Below are 15,352 nucleotides of genomic sequence, written 5' to 3'. Positions count from 1 at the left end.
TCACGTCCGGCGTTGCATGCCGGTACAGGTTAATTCGATCGGCGAAAACACGGTGAGCCAAATTTGTCGCAATTCCGATACGGCCGCGAGCGCACCGGCAGTGCCGACGTTTTGACACCACCTACAAACACCCGCAGGAGCGGGTGATCCAGGAGTGATAAGCGATGAACGATCCGAACCGTACGATGAAATGGCTGCTGGTCATCGGGCTGGTAGTCCTTTCCATTGTGATTCTCTATCCGCCCCAGGAGAAGCTGAAGGGCGGCATCGACCTCGTGGGCGGGACGAGCCTGCTGTTTGAGATTGACACGTCCGGACTGAAGGGCGCCGAGCTGGACAATCTCTCGGCGCGGGTCATGGAGATTCTCAAGCAACGTGTCGATCCGCAGGGCCAACTCAACCTCGAGTGGCGCCCGGTGGGAAACACTCGACTCGAGATTCGCATGCCGCGCCCGCCGAAGGAGGCCCTGGAGCGCCGCGACGCGTACAACGAGACACTCGAGCAGATCCAGGATATGAACATCGCGCGGTTCGACGTGGAGTCGGCGCTGAACGAGCCGGTAGGAGAGCGTGACCAGGCGCTTGATGGTCTCGTCCGCGACGTGGACGAGCGTAAACCCCTTATCGATGAGCTCAAGACCGCGTTTGACGCTTATCGCGCCGCCCAGGCCACGGGCGATCCCGAAGCCACGGACGCCGCGTCCCAGAAGTATGAAGTCGCCATGGGACGCCTGCTGCGGACCTCCCTCCCGGTCAATCGACTGACGGATATTCTTCCCCTGCCCGAGGGCAAGCGTACCGAGGAACTCGATCGTCTTCGCGGTGACTTCGTCTCGTACGGCCCGGCCATCGAGAAGGTCGTTACGGCCTACGACCAATGGGCGAAGAACAAGGCCGAGCTGGAAGACCCGTCCGATTTGAAGCGGCGGATTCGCGGAGCGGGCGTTCTGGAGTTTCGCATTCTGGCGGATCGCGACCCGGCATCTCCACAGAACACGACGGCGCCGGTCGAGCCGATCAGCAAGTACGTTGAGCAACTTCAGCAGCGCGGCCCGCGCCCCCGGGCGGGTGACCTTTACGAATGGTTCCCGGTGGAGAACATCCTGCGCTTCACCCATCTCAACTCCCTGGATGAAGTCGAGCAGGCCAAGAATGATCCGGGTCGCCCCATTCTCGAGGAATACGCCGGCAAGTACTACGTCCTCATGAACGCCGGCTCGCAGTACAGCATGCTCCAGAGCGGGAAGGCCGGGGCACGATGGTCGCTGATCCGGGCGATTGCCGACCAGGACTACATGACCGGGCAGAACGTCGTGGTCTTCTCCCTGGACCCTCGCGGCGGACAGCTCTTCAGCGAGCTCACCGGCAACAACGTCGGGCGCCAGCTCTGCATCATGCTCGACGGGCAGGCGATGTCGCACGCCCGGATCAACGAGCGGATTTCCACGACGTGCCAGATCAGCGGACGATTCACGCCGGAGCAGGTGTTCGAGTTGAAGCGCATTCTCGAGGCCGGTTCGCTTCCGGCGCGCGTGAAGGAGACGCCGCTCAGCGAGAACACCATTGGCCCGAGCCTGGGCGAGACGAATCGGCAGAAGGGCATGACGGCGTCGGTCGTTGCCTTGATCTGCGTCGTGGTGTTCATGCTCATCTACTACGGGTTCGTCGGCGGTGGCATGGCTGACGTGGCCCTGGCGCTGAACCTGCTGTTCGTGCTGGCGGCGATGGCCCTGATGCAAGCGACATTCACGCTGCCGGGCATCGCGGGTCTGATTCTCACCGTCGGTATGGCCGTCGACGCCAACGTGCTCATCTTCGAGAGGTTCCGTGAGGAACGGGATCGTGGCGTGGTGTTCAAGAAGGCGCTGAATACGGGTTATGACAAGGCCTTCTCGACAATCTTCGACGCCAACATCACCACGCTCATCACCTGCTTCATCCTCGGATTCGTGGGCAGCGAAGAGGTCAAGGGTTTCGCGATCGTGCTGGGTATCGGTATCGCCACGAGCATGTTCACGGCACTGTTCGTCACCCGCCTGGTGTTCAACACGCTGATCTCCGCGGGCTGGCTGAACGATCTGCGCATGCTTCGCCTGATCGGCCATCCCCAGATCGACTGGATGGGCTGGTGGAAGGCCTTTGTTCCCTTCTCCCTCACGGCCGTCGGACTGGGTCTGTTTCTCTTCATCGGAGAAGCGGCCGAGAACCGGGAGGCGCTGTTCGACATCGAGTTCCTGGGCGGGACGAGCGTGCAGGTCGACCTGAAGCCCGGCCAGGAGATGAAGGACACCGCGATGGTCAAGGCGATCACATCCACGGAGGGTGACGGCGCGGCGGCCTGGCTGCGGGATACGGCACAGGCCGTCGAACAGGCCAACATCTCCGCGTCAGTGGAGCCGGGCGTTTTCGAAATCACCAGCGACAAGCTCAATGGTGACACGCTGCTGACCATGGCCCGTCCGGCACTCGAACCGCTCGCGGAGCGGGAAGGTCTGGTGGCCAACGGCAACACGCTCAGGCTGATCGCCAAGAACGCCACGATGGACGAGAGCGTCGTGCGCAGCGCCCTGAACACGGCGGCCCGCGACGTTCGCCTGGCCGTGGACCGGATTCGCACGGCCAAGGTGCAGAGCGTCGGCGAACTCGGAAAGGGCAACGTCGCTCACTCCTTCGAGATCGTGACCACCGAGACCAACCGGAATCTCGTCGAGGAGGCGATCTTCGCGGCAATCGGTCCCAAGCTGGATATCCAGCAGGCCCTGGATTTCCAGCTGGTGACGGACAAGGAGTTGACGCGCGAACCGTTCTTCGTGGTCGAATCCCAGGACCACTATCTCTCCGATGTCATCGGTGGCGACGCCCCCTATGACATTCGCCGTTTCCGGGGCGGTGTGGCCATCCAGGTTCAGCTCGATCCTCGGGGTCCGGCGCTGACCACGGACGAGTTCGAAAAGCGCGTCCGGCAGGTCGGACTCCAACCGGAGTTCGAGCAGTTCCGCACCCTGGAATCGGCCATCTTCCCGCTCGGGCCGGCGGTCGATACGCCGGAGGGCAAGGGCTACCACGAGTTCGCGACGCTGGCCGTGGACGACCAGCTCCTCTACGAAGACGCACCGGAACTCTGGACGGAGAATCTGGCGCGAACGCGGCTGGCCCAGATCGAGGCGGCGCTGGGCAGCGAGAAGTCGTTCAGCAAGATCGTGGCTTTTGCGCCGCAGATCGCCGTGCAGACCAAGAACCGGGCGATCTTCGCGGTGGTGCTGGCGCTGGTGGCGATCTCGGCCTACCTCTGGCTGCGGTTCGGTTCGAAGGAGTTCGGACTGGCGGCGTCCGTGTGCCTAGTGCACGACGTAAGCATAACGCTGGGCCTGCTGGCACTCAGCCAGTTCATTTACAAGACCTTCATCGGCGAAGCGCTGATGCTCTCCGATTTCAAGATCGACCTGCCCATGATCGCGTCGTTGCTGACCCTCATCGGGTACAGCCTCAACGACACGATCGTCGTTTTCGACCGCATTCGCGAGAACCGCGGCAAGTCGGGCACCATTACGGCCTCGCTGATCAACATGAGCATCAATCAGACGTTGTCGCGAACGTTGCTCACATCGGGTACGACATTGCTTGTCGTCCTTCTGCTCTACACGCTCGGCGGTGACGGCGTCCATGGCTTCGCGTTCGCCCTGCTTGCGGGCATCATCATCGGTACGTACAGCTCGATCGGCGTGGCCGCCCCGCTGCTGCTCGTGCCGGTGTTCCTGCGGCGGATTGTGATCGCCATCATTACATTGGCGGTGATCGGCATCATTGCCGCCGAGGCAGAGACCTTCACGGCGCGTACGACGCTCATCGTGATCGTCGCGGCGATCGGGCTCTTTCTGCTTTATCGCGATTGGGCCAAGGAACGGGCCGGCGGAGGAAGGCTCTCGGCGGGCACGGCGTAGTGCGCAGTCGGACGTGAAATGACGAAGGGCGACCGGGCGCGTGATTCTGGGAAAAGCTGGGGTCCGCAGGTTCGCCTGAAAGTCTCACATGTGAGTGGATTGGGGCGCGGCGGCTCGAACGTCGCGCCCCTTTTTTTGCCCGATTCCTCGGCCGAAGCGCAGGATCGTCGAAGTGCGGCGGGTACACGGGATTGTCCGCTTGACCGGCCGAAACCTCGCATTTAGACTCGCGGGCTGCCAGGTGAAGAAGCGTCCGCGGGACGAAGATCTCCCGTCGTGCGGCGCAAGATCCTACCGCGCCGGCGTGCATGGACGCATCCCACCTCGCCACGTGAATGGAAATCGACTCGTCGCTCACCGAAGGGGGTTCATCATGCGTCAGGACGTCAAACTGGGCGTGCTGGTCGCGGCGGCCATCGTGCTGTTGGCCGGCGGGTATTATCTGTTTCGCGGGCAGGAAGAGACGCCCATTCCCGTAACCACGGGCGGTCCGCTGGCGTCGCAGACACCCAAGGAAAAATCCACGAAACCGGCAGCGACACCGCCCCGGACGACCAATCAGCCGACTTCCCCGCGGACCGCCCAGGGTGGCAGCACGACGCCCGGTGGGGCGCAGCCTGATGCGAGTCGCCGCACGACGCCGGTGAAGCCGACGCCCCGGCCGCAGCCCGGGAGCACGCCGTCCCATTCAACCGGCGTAGCGACGAATATGCCATCGCGAACCACATCAACGACGACGCCCGACGCCGCACGGCGGACGATGCCCGCAACAGTGGGAGAGTCATCGGCGGAACCGCAGCCCAATCCCGCAACACGGCGCGCAGCCACGTCTCGAACGACACGTCCGTCCGGGACGGCCAACGTCGAGCCGCAGAGACCAACCGAAACGCCCACTCCTGCAGCGAATGAATCGGCCGCGCCGAATCGGGTCGCAAGCGCCGCTCCGAGTTCGACGCAGCCCGCGTCCCCGGCCGAGTCGGACACGCCGGCGGAGCCGTCAGCCTTGCGCAACGAGGTGATCGGCGAGGCGGCGGCAACGGAGTCACACCGCGTTCAGCCCGGCGACACCTACCAGTCGCTTTCCATGATGTACTACGGGGACGCTCGATTCGCGGTGTTCCTGATGCGGAGCAACCCGCAGATCAGCGGCGGGCGATTGCAGCCCGGCCAGGTTGTGAAGATCCCCCCGCGTCCGGGTCAGCCCGCGCCGACCTCGACGGTACCGCCGTCCGTCGCAACGCGTCGAACACCGCCCGCTTCAACGGCTACGTCGAGGCCTACGCCCTTGAGGGGCGAATCCGCGACGGCAGGGAATGCGGCGCGAAGCTATACCGTCCGCGAAGGTGACAGCTTTTATGCCATCGCCCGGGATGTACTGGGAAATGCGGCGCGCTGGCAGGAGCTGTTCGAACTGAACCGCGATGCGGTCAAGGGCGATCCCAAGCGCCTGCGAATCGGCCAGGTGATTCAACTGCCTGAATCCTAGTGCCCTTTCGGTGGTCGACGGAGCCGAGCGAAAGTCCCTGCGCAAGAGCAGTGCCCCGCCTTCGCTATGTGCTGACGCGCGCGTCTTCTCCTGGACCACGAGCGTTTTGGATCCCTTCCGCAAACGCAGTCACAAGAGGATTCGCCGAGGCATGGAATCGTTCGATGTCGGGCCGGCGTCACATACTGCGCAATCACAAGTCCACCTCTTCCCCCAGTTTGCCACGCCACGAATATCACAGGCCTTCGTGGAAACCGCATCGTACGCATTCTAAAATCGCATTGACTTATCAGACGTTCCCTCCCCCCGGGGTCGATCTGTAACGGGCGCATGGTCTGCGGCGGCAGAACCAGCTCGCTCGTGTCTGTCGGTTGTGCCGGACGCAACAGTCGCGAGGTCCAACTGCCGAGAGAGCAGTGAAGGGTCTCCGAACAGTGCCGCCTGGAGCGCTAATCGGAGCCGCGGGGGTAGGGCAATATGACACGTCCCAAGCAGGTGCTGACAACGGGCGAGGTGGCCAAGATCTGCAATGTGGCCCCGCGGACCGTCTCCAAGTGGTTCGACTCCGGCCAGCTTCGGGGTTATCGCATTCCCGGCAGCAAGGACCGCCGGATCCCGCTGGAACAGCTCGTGCGCTTCATGAAATCCCACGACATTCCCATGAACGGACTGTCGCGCGGCCGGAAGCGCGTTCTCGTCGTGCTCGGACAGCGGGAATTGCGGGATACCGTTCGGCAATCGCTGACGCAGCGCGGGGAGTACGACGTCGAGGCGACGGAGTCCGCGTTCGAGGCCGGCCTGGTGGCGGGGTCATTCCTGCCGGATGTGATATTGGTGGATGTGTCCCTTCCGCAGATCGAACCTGAGCGACTCCGCCGGGAGCTCCGCGCCCACGAAGGGTTGCAGGACACGGAACTCATCGGGCTGGTGCGCGAGGATGAGGATGGACGGGGACATGCTCTTCTGCAACAGGGATTCTCGGCTTTCCTCAAATCACCGTTTCATGCCAGGGACCTGATCCGGTTGCTCGAAGCTCCCGAGCCCGCCTCGGTCGTGCCCCATTCTATCGAGCATTGACCTTTGGTTATGGTGCTGCGCGTCGGAGAAGAAATTCTCCACGACACATGCCTCCGCTGGACGGAACCGGCCGGGCCTGATCTGCGTCGAGACTGCCCGTCCCCCACCCAGGGCTTCCGCCTGATGCCGTCGCTGCTGTTGGCTGACCCGCCGGGCGCGGTTAACATGCTCCGACTTGTTTTCGCAGCCTTGACGTCCTCTGCGCGGTCAGGACACGGCTTTGAGAAGACCACCATCGGCAGACAGAAGGCGCCTCTTCCACTTGGCGCGGGCTGCGTCCGTGAGCGGTACGCCGATCCGGAAGCCAGGCACCTGGGCCGTTCGCGCCTTCCTCGGCGTCGCCGCCATCATGCTGTCCACCGGTACGCTTCGGGCCCAGGAAACCGTCGGCATCGTCCGGGCGGTTGAATTCATCGGCCTGGTGCGCACGGATGAAGCTCTGGTGCGCGACGTGGCGGCGATTCAGATCGGCGAGCCGATCAGCAGGGAGGAGCTCGACGCGGCGGTCGTGCGCCTGCTCCGCACGGGGCGCTTCACCACCGCCCGATACGACATCCTCCCCGAGGAAGACGGCGTCCGCATCCGTTTCGATCTGACCGAGCGGACCTTCGTTTCCGCCATTCGTTTCCAGGGCAACTCGCGGTTCTCCGACAATCGGCTGCGGCGGGAGGTGCCGGTCCAGGTGGATCAGGCAGTCGATCCTTTCTCGGCCCGCGATGGTCAGGAGGCCATTCTCCGGCTGTACCGCGAAGAAGGCTTCGCAGACGCTTCGGTGGAGTTTGATCGCGAGCAGTTGCAGCGAACCGGGGAGCTCGTTTATGTGATTGAGGAAGGGCCGCGCACGCGGATTCGACGCATCGAGTTCGAGGGCAACACCGCCTTCTCCGACCGTGTCCTGCGGCGCCAGATTCAGACCAAGAAGGCCTTCTGGATCCTCCGCACCGGCGCCTTCGACGAGGACGTTGTCGATGGCGACGTGGCCGCGCTGCAGACCTACTACCGCGATCGGGGCTGGCTGGACGCGCGGGTGAGCTATCGTCGCGAGCCGGTGGAAAACGGCATTCGCCTGGTCTTCACCATCGTCGAGGGCACGCGCTACGTTATCGAGGGCCTAACCCTGACCGGCAACACGGTGTTCAGCACCGAGGAATTGATGGCGCTGATCGAATCGCGCGAGGGGCAGTTCGTGAACCGTCCCCGGCTGGACGATGACGCCCAGGCCATTCGCCGCCGTTACGGCGAAATCGGGCACATCTACACCGAGGTCCGCGTCATCCGCGTGTTCTCGGAGCAGCCCGGCGCCGTCCGCGTGACATTCCAGATCGAGGAAGGCGACGCCTATCGCGTGGGCGAGGTCGTCGTGCGGGGAAACTCGCGCACGAAGGACAAGGTCGTCCGCCGGGAGCTCAACCTTTGTCCGCCCGATGACTTGTGGAACATGACGGAAGTTCGCGATGCCGAGCGCAGCCTGGTGGACTCGCGCATTTTCCGTTCGGCCCGGGTGCTGCCCGTGGGCGATGAGCCCGGCGTGCGCGACGCGGTGATCGACGTGGTCGAGGCGGACCGGCTGGGCGATTTCATCTTCGGTGCCGGCATCACCAGCAACAGCGGCGTGGTGGGCCAGATCGTGCTCGACCTCCAGAATTTCGACCTGTTTGACACACCGCGATCGCTCTCGGAGCTGTTCCGGTTCCGCGCCTTCTCCGGCGCCGGGCAGCGCCTGCGGCTTGAGCTCCGCCCGGGAACGGAGACCAGCCGTTTCCGAGTGGATTTCACCGAGCCTTACCTGTTCGACCGCCCCATCCGGTTCGATTACGGCGCGTACCTGTTCACGCGGGATCGCGAGGCCTACGCGGAGACGCGGGTTGGGACGACGGTAAGCTTCGGACGGCGTTTCGAGCGCGGCTGGTTTCGCAACTGGACAGGCGAAGTAACCTTCCGCGTCGAGGAAATCGAGGTCGACAGCGTCGACCTGTTCGCCGGTGATCAGATCCACGACGACGAAGGTCAGAGCTTTCTGACCAGCGTTCGCTACACAATGGTTCGCGACCGGACCGACAATCGGTTCGTTCCCACCGTGGGCGACCGGCTCCGGCTCAGTTACGAACAAGTCGGGGCGCTCGGTGGCGACCACGTCTTTGGGGAAATCCGCTCGCGCTATTCGCGTTACTTCACCGTGGCGACCGATGCCGAGGAGCGAAAGAGCGTTTTGGAGCTGTGGGGAGAGGGCGGATACCAGATCGGCGACGCGCCGGTGTACGAACGTTTGTACGCGGGTGGAATCGGCTCCATTCGCGGGTTCGAATTTCGCGGCATCGGCCCGCGGGACGGCTTCGACGACACCAACGTCGGTGCCGATTACCTGATCCTGCTCGGGGGGGAGTACAGCTTTCCCGTCTATGGCAAGAATCTTCGCGGCCATGTTTTCCTGGACAGCGGGACGGCTGGTTCGGGATATCGCGCGGCCGTTGGGGCGGGCGTACGCTTTACGATTGATGTGCTCGGGCCGATTCCGCTGGAATTCAACCTCGCGGCACCCGTACTGCGCGATTCGGAAGATGAAGAGCAGATCCTCAGCTTCGTGATCGGCGGTATCTTCTAGGCTGAGCATCAGGCCGCGGCACCCCTGTACGCTCCGCGCGCCGCGGCAGTCCCCACACGAATTTCATTCTCCTTGAAAGGAACGGGTCATGATCGCATGGACAATGGCAATGGTTCTGGGTGTGGCAAGCGTCGGCCAGGCCGGCGAAGTGCGTGTAGCGGTGGTCAACATTCCCCAGGTCTCGGAGCGCTACCAGAAGCGCATTGACCTGGAAAGCCAGTTTGAAGCCAAGCGCAAAGAGACAAGCCAGAAGCGCGACGAACTTCGCGAGAGGATCGACCGCGCAACGCGTTCGCTCCAGGAAGAGCTCAAACCCGGCACCGATGCCTATCGGGACCGCGCCAAGGAGCTGGCCCTTCTGCGGGCCGAGATGGACTTCTTCATGGAATCGGAGAGCCAGCGCATCGAAATGGAACTGGCCAACTCGCTTCGCCTCATTTTCGACGACATCCTGGCCGCAACGAAGCAGGTCGCCGAGCAGCGGGGCATCGATATTGTCCTCTCGGCCGACACACTTCCGTCGGGCCAGGCGGAAAACCCCACGCAGATGCGTCAGCAGATCGTGCTCCAGAAAGTCCTTTACTGGAAACCTTCGCTGGACATGACGGCGGAAGTCGTCCAGCGGCTGAACGAACAGTACCGGGCACAATCCGGAAACCGCTAGACGTTGACCTGCAGCCGACTCGGGCCCCTCTTGCCCCAAATTGAACCAGGGCCGCTGCGCGTCCGATAAACGTGCATGCGCGCACCGGACGATTGCGGTAGAACAACGATGGGGACTGAAGCCGGCGAATGCCCCGCGCCGGATGCCTTCGCCCGGAAGATCCCCGCGACGGCCGGGGGCGAGAGTCCGCCGGAAGTTCGACGCGAGCGCGATCGCGCAGCGGAGCCGACCTCACGACATTACCCGCTGAGTTTGCTCGTCCTTGCCGCGATGCTCGCGACTGTCACCGCCGGATTTGTCGCCTCGGCGTCGCGCGTGGTGGTCACACCGGACTCCGCGGCCTACATCGATCTGGCCATCGGCATCATCGAACGGGGCGATCTCTCCGACGACCGATTCCAGTTCTACACGCCGGGGTATCCGCTCTTTCTGGCCAGCGTGTTCGCACTGTTCGGAAATTCGAGCGGGATAGCCCTGCTGCTGATCCAGCACGCCATGGTTGTGGGGTGTGCCATTCTGGCGACGTGTTTGGCATGGCTCGTTCGCCCCGGCCGGGCGCTCGCCCTCGCGACTGCTCTGTTCGTTGCGGCAAGTCCGTACCTTGGCGGCTACGCGAATGCTGTGCTCTCCGAAGTCCCTTATACGCTGCTGCTCACCGGTTCGATTCTGGCACTGGCGTGGCACCTTCAGAAGGGCGGAACGCGGGCGCTGCTCACGGGTTCCGTGCTCGCAGGGCTGGCGACGTGGTTGCGCCCGACGGGACAGCTCATGATTCTGGCGTGCGCCGGTGTCGCTGTGGGGCGGATCGTTAAGGAAACGGAGACGCTCGCGAGGATCGGCGCCGCCCTGCGCGCATTTTCGATTCGATTACTCGCCGCGACCGCGCCCGCAGCCACGCTGTTGCTCGCCATTGCGCTGAACAACTACCGCACGCAGGGTGTATTCGATCTGACCTGCAACGATGATATGTGCTATTACGTCCGGGCGTTCGCCGTGGAGCACTTGCCTCCGCCCGACAACGAGGCCATGATTTCGATTCGGAACGCCCTGGAAATCACAGGCGGATCAGGCGACGCGATCCGGGATGACTACCAACACCCTTGGGCGGTCATCGCCGCCTGCCGGCAAGTGTACGGCATGTCCTATCCGCAGGCCGGGCGGCTCATGCGCGAAGCGGCGACACCCGCCCTGTACTCCGAACCGCGACGACTGTTGCGGAACACACTCGTCTACAGTTACCGAAACCTGATGATCCCCGACGGCAGGTACCTCATGATTCCTGGCCTTTCGACGGAACCGTCCGAGCGAGGCACAGGCGGGCGTGCAGCGGTTCTTGACGCCGATCACTATCGCCCGTTTGTGGAAGAGCGCATCGGCGCCGAGCGGCTGGGAAGATACCTCGAACTTCGCTCCGATCCGACGCCGACCACCGCCATCTGGTCGAAGCTCGCGGCCGGGTACCACCGCCGCATTGAATCCGGTCCGCCTTGGCTCGGCCTGCTGGATACGCCGTTCGAAGAGCTTCGCCTGCTGATTGTCGCAGGCGTCGCCTGGCTGCTCTGGGCGAGACGGTGGGGTGTGATGGCGCTCCTTGGCTTTGTCATTTGTTACCACATTGTCCTGTCGTCCTTCTTCGGCGGCGTGGAGCCTCGGTACGCAATCCCGCTGCAACCACTTTGGGGCGTGCTTTCCGCGCTCGGCATCTTCGCAATGGCGGGGATGTTCACGCGAGTCTTGGCCTCAACGGGCTACTTGATTCGAAAGTCCCCGGCATTTTCGCCCTCCGGGGCACCGCGCGGACATGCCGCCGCTGAATGAAGCCTCCCCACCGATTGGAGCCCCACACCCTCTTTTTTTGCAGATTCTCGGCCCCGCGCTATACTCTGGTACGGGTTGTGCATCGACGTTTCGGGCGTCGTAGGGAGTCACTCTAAATGCTGTTTCAGCCCTCTCTGCCTGCAAAATACCGCGAACGGACGGATGAGGAACTGCGCGAGGCGATCGCCCATCGCAAACGGCAACTCGGCTCGCGACTGGTCATCCTCGGCCATCATTACCAACAGCAGGATGTGATCGACTTCGCCGATTTCACCGGCGACAGCCTCAAGCTCGCCCAGGTCGGCGCCGCCCAGAGGGATGCGGAGTTCATCGTCTTCTGCGGCGTGCACTTCATGGCGGAGTCGGCCGACATCCTGACCGAGGACCGCGTCAAGATCATTCTTCCCGATCTTACCGCGGGGTGCAGCATGGCGGATATGGCCGCCATCGACGATCTGGAGGACGCCTGGACCTTCATCGAGGAGTGCCAGGCTGATGTCATTCCGGTGACCTACGTCAATTCCGCGGCATCGATCAAGGCATTCTGCGGTCGGCACGGCGGCGCCTGCTGCACGAGCAGCAATGCCTCGTCGATTCTTCGTTGGGCGCTGGAGCGGGGCGAAAAGGTGCTCTTCCTTCCCGATCAGCACCTGGGCCGCAACACCGCTTACGCGATGGGCATCCCCCTGTCCGACATGGCCGTCTACGATCCCAAGCTTCCGCAGGGCGGTCTCACGCGCGGCCAGCTTTCCGCGGCGCGAATCCTGCTCTGGAAAGGCCATTGCAGCGTACACACGCTGTTTACCCCGCAGCAGTGCGACGAGATCCGCAAGGTCGATCCACAATGCAGGATTCTCGTGCATCCGGAATGCACGTGGGAGGTGGTGCAGAAGGCCGACCTGGCAGGCAGTACGGAGTTCATCATCAAGACCGTACGCGAGTCGCCGCCGGGCAGCCATTGGGCCATCGGCACGGAGATCCATCTTGTCGATCGCGTGATTCGCTCGAATCCCGACAAAGCGGTTCGTTCGCTGGCCGGTGTGCAGTGCCTCTGTACAACGATGTTCCGTATCGATTTGCGACACCTGTGTTGGTGCCTGGATGAACTCGCCGAAGGGCACGTCGTGAATCAGATCAAGGTCGACCCAAGGACGCGAGCGGAGGCGCTGGTCGCCCTCGAGCGCATGCTTGCCAACGTTCCGGCGCATCCTGTAGCCATCAAGGCGGATCGGCCGATGCAGACCATAGAGGCGTAGGCCACGTTTCCTTCTCGGGACCGCCGTGGCGGATGAAGGGATGCCATGTCACAGAAAGACAACCACGACGTCCCGGAGAAGCTCGGCGGCAAACCACAGGCCGAGCTGGCCCGACACTTCTCAGCGACCATGACCGACTCTCCCACTGGCGCGGGCGAGCTTGATGCACGACCCTGGACGGAGCTTCCCGGCGGGGTCGTGGACGGCGGAGAGATCATCCTGCTGGCCATCAAGCCATCCATGTGGCGACCGGCGACCAGCGCCGGCGGCTGGGTCATTGCGGCCTGCCTCCTGGCCGCGTTGTGCGCCTGGTTCGATCAGCCGCTGCCGGGATTCTCCGTGATCGTGACCATTCAGGTCGCCATGCTGCTCGGGGCGCTGCCGCTGGGGATCGCCATCTTGCGCTGGATCGCCACGTGGTACGTGCTGACCAACCGCCGCGTGCTGACCGTCGAGGGCGTGCGCTCACCGAGCATCCGCGCGTGCCTGCTTGTCGAGCTTCGCAATACCTACCTGCACGCCGAGCCAATCGAGCGGCAGCTGGGTCTCGGGACCATCACACTCGTGACGAACCGCGAACACGAACCCCCGCAGCGCTGGCGCTCGATTTCCTCACCGGAGGAAGTTCACGAGCGCATTCGCCGGGCGATCGAGAACGCGATCGATCATCAAGGCTCGGGAACGTAGCACAAACTGTCAAAGTCCTCCCGGTGCCCTTCGCGATTATTTGGCTATGCAGAACACATGGTCGCGCCCGCGGATTAACAGCAGACCTTCCGAGATCGCAGGCGTAGCCATACAGACCTCCCCCATCTGATTTGACGCCAGGACATCAAAGGTGCGAGAGGCCGCCATGACGTCCACCTGGCCGTCTTCGTTTGTCACGTAGATTCTCCCATCCGCCGAGACAGGGGAAGCTGAGTAGGTTGCTTTCCCTCCACCGGGCAGGCGCTTACGCAGCAATTGCTCCCCTGTCTTGGCCTCGAACCCAGTGAACGCCCCGTTGTCGGCGGCCACGTAGAGCACGTCGTTGACGACGATCGGGGTGGGCATGTAGGAGCCCTTGTTGGGTCGGTACCAGAGCATTCCTTCCGGCGTCTCTTCGCCGCTTTCCTTGGGCGTAATGTCACCCGTCGCCTCCGCGCGAATGGCGTAGATTGGACTTCGTCCGTGGCCGTTGGTGATGAAGACTTTCGCGCCCGCCACAACAGGTCGCGGGACGGGAACATCCCCGCCGCCGCTGAGGTACCAGAGTTCCTTGCCGGTCTTGAGGTCATACCCGGCGATCTTCTTGAATCCGTTGCAGACGACTTGCGTTCGCTCTCCCGTTGTCACGAGCGACGGCGTGCACCAGGAAGGATCGTCCCCTCGATCCACGTGAAGGAGTTCCCTGCCATCCGCGGCATCGAAGACCGCCCAATAGGATTCACCGTGCACGTCGCACTGGACAATGATCTTGTCGTCATGCAGAACCGGCGAAGCGGCGTATCCCCATTGCATGTCAGGCATGCCGACAGGACCGGCGTTAAGCGGACCAAGGTCCTTGCTCCAAAGCAGTTTGCCATCCATGTCATACGCGAAGAGTCCCTCGGCACCGAACAGGGCAACGACCCGCTTTCCGTCGGTCGTCGGCGTGCTGTTGGCGTGCGAGGACTTGAGGTGCCGCTTGAACTTGGGAACACCTCGATGGGCCGTTCGATCCCATAGCACCTTGCCCGTGCGCTTGTCCAGGCAGAAAACTCTCCACTCCCATTCGCCTGCGTCCTTCGCCGAATCTCCTGTTCCGCCAAGCCAGCCCGTATCAAGGCTTGCTTCTCCATCGACGGGCACGGCCGTTGTCACGAACATGCGATCGCCCCAGACGATCGGCGAAGAGTGGCCCAGTCCGGGGATCCGTGTCTTCCATTTCACGTTCTCGCCGGTATCGACGTTCCACGTGACTGGAGGGCTCCCCGTGCCGATGCCTGAGCCGTTCTCCCCGCGGAAGGAGGGCCAATTCTGTGCCGCAGCGCTCCATGTAAAGACAACAATGGGGAGTGCCCCGAAAAAGGCTGCCCAGCGCGTGTGATTGCCACCCATAATCACTCTCCGTGAACTGAAACAGTTGTCCCCCGGCCGAACGTATTTCTCCGCGGGCAAGCCTATGTGGTGGCAGAGTGGGTGTCCAGAAATCGGCCGGACCTGTTCGCATCGTTACAGCGCGGGAGCGCGAGCGAATCCGGAGCACGATCGAGAGCGCGATTGCCCAGCAAGATGTTCATGGCCGGGATGCCCGCGGCTGCGCGAGTTGTGCTCAGGCTGAGTTCTGCGCAATCCACTCTTTGACCTTGGCTTCGATTTCGTCGCGGACGCGGCTTTTGGGGAGACTTCGAGGCCAGGTGCGTGCGTTATGCTTCGTTACGAGGGGCCAACGCCGCGTCGTCGTCCTTGCACCCGCATCGACAGCCGCCCGCGAGCGTGAGCCCGGCGATAAACGCCGATACCATGAAATAGCCCAACATGACAATA

Annotated in this window: 9 protein-coding genes; 8 read left to right on the top strand and 1 reads right to left on the bottom strand. The window is 63.1% G+C overall.

Features of this window, described 5'->3' with window-relative positions:
* The first annotated feature begins 164 nt into the window (after positions 1-164).
* The 8 genes from secD (at position 165) to J5J06_18375 (ending at position 13,531) form a co-directional block, all read left to right on the top strand.
* Positions 165-3,941: a protein translocase subunit SecD gene (gene secD, locus J5J06_18410; protein ID MCO6439070.1), complete on the top strand. Its 3,777-nt coding sequence runs from the start codon at positions 165-167 to the stop codon at positions 3,939-3,941.
* 373 nt (positions 3,942-4,314) lie between these two features.
* Positions 4,315-5,427 carry a LysM peptidoglycan-binding domain-containing protein gene (locus J5J06_18405; protein MCO6439069.1) on the top strand — a complete coding sequence of 371 codons (1,113 nt, stop codon included), beginning with the start codon at positions 4,315-4,317 and terminating at the stop codon, positions 5,425-5,427.
* A gap of 477 nt (positions 5,428-5,904) precedes the next feature.
* A complete protein-coding gene (locus tag J5J06_18400; protein MCO6439068.1) occupies positions 5,905-6,504 on the top strand; it encodes a helix-turn-helix domain-containing protein in 600 nt (199 codons plus the stop codon).
* 280 nt (positions 6,505-6,784) lie between these two features.
* Entirely contained in the window at positions 6,785-9,106 is a 2,322-nt protein-coding gene (bamA, locus tag J5J06_18395) for an outer membrane protein assembly factor BamA (GenBank protein ID MCO6439067.1), read from the top strand.
* 88 nt (positions 9,107-9,194) lie between these two features.
* The gene (locus J5J06_18390; protein ID MCO6439066.1) at positions 9,195-9,770 is read left to right on the top strand and encodes an OmpH family outer membrane protein; all 576 of its coding nucleotides are present in this window, start codon (positions 9,195-9,197) and stop codon (positions 9,768-9,770) included.
* Between the two features lie 108 nt (positions 9,771-9,878).
* Complete coding sequence (locus J5J06_18385; protein ID MCO6439065.1) at positions 9,879-11,588, top strand: glycosyltransferase family 39 protein; 1,710 nt, start codon at positions 9,879-9,881, stop codon at positions 11,586-11,588.
* Positions 11,589-11,704: 116 nt separating this feature from the next.
* Positions 11,705-12,844, top strand: a complete 1,140-nt coding sequence (gene nadA, locus J5J06_18380) for a quinolinate synthase NadA (protein ID MCO6439064.1) — start codon at positions 11,705-11,707, stop codon at positions 12,842-12,844.
* 45 nt (positions 12,845-12,889) lie between these two features.
* Positions 12,890-13,531 carry a PH domain-containing protein gene (locus J5J06_18375; GenBank protein MCO6439063.1) on the top strand — a complete coding sequence of 214 codons (642 nt, stop codon included), beginning with the start codon at positions 12,890-12,892 and terminating at the stop codon, positions 13,529-13,531.
* Positions 13,532-13,567: 36 nt separating this feature from the next.
* Here J5J06_18375 and J5J06_18370 read toward each other — a convergent pair whose 3' ends face one another.
* Positions 13,568-14,923, bottom strand: coding sequence for a PQQ-binding-like beta-propeller repeat protein (locus J5J06_18370; GenBank protein MCO6439062.1), 1,356 nt, complete (start codon positions 14,921-14,923; stop codon positions 13,568-13,570).
* Positions 14,924-15,352 lie beyond the last annotated feature (429 nt).

The organism is Phycisphaerae bacterium (genome assembly GCA_024102815.1).
Taxonomy (GTDB): domain Bacteria; phylum Planctomycetota; class Phycisphaerae; order UBA1845; family UBA1845; genus JAGFJJ01.
This window is presented reverse-complemented; position numbering and strand designations above follow the sequence as displayed.

What these genes read in the sequence shown, in the direction of transcription:
- secD (MCO6439070.1), top strand. Translation starts at nt 165, where the DNA reads ATGAACGATCCGAACCGTACGATGAAATGGCTGCTGGTCATCGGGCTG.
- J5J06_18405 (MCO6439069.1), top strand. Translation starts at nt 4,315, where the DNA reads ATGCGTCAGGACGTCAAACTGGGCGTGCTGGTCGCGGCGGCCATCGTG.
- J5J06_18400 (MCO6439068.1), top strand. Translation starts at nt 5,905, where the DNA reads ATGACACGTCCCAAGCAGGTGCTGACAACGGGCGAGGTGGCCAAGATC.
- J5J06_18390 (MCO6439066.1), top strand. Translation starts at nt 9,195, where the DNA reads ATGATCGCATGGACAATGGCAATGGTTCTGGGTGTGGCAAGCGTCGGC.
- J5J06_18385 (MCO6439065.1), top strand. Translation starts at nt 9,879, where the DNA reads ATGGGGACTGAAGCCGGCGAATGCCCCGCGCCGGATGCCTTCGCCCGG.
- nadA (MCO6439064.1), top strand. Translation starts at nt 11,705, where the DNA reads ATGCTGTTTCAGCCCTCTCTGCCTGCAAAATACCGCGAACGGACGGAT.
- J5J06_18375 (MCO6439063.1), top strand. Translation starts at nt 12,890, where the DNA reads ATGTCACAGAAAGACAACCACGACGTCCCGGAGAAGCTCGGCGGCAAA.
- J5J06_18370 (MCO6439062.1), bottom strand. Translation starts at nt 14,923, where the DNA reads ATGGGTGGCAATCACACGCGCTGGGCAGCCTTTTTCGGGGCACTCCCC.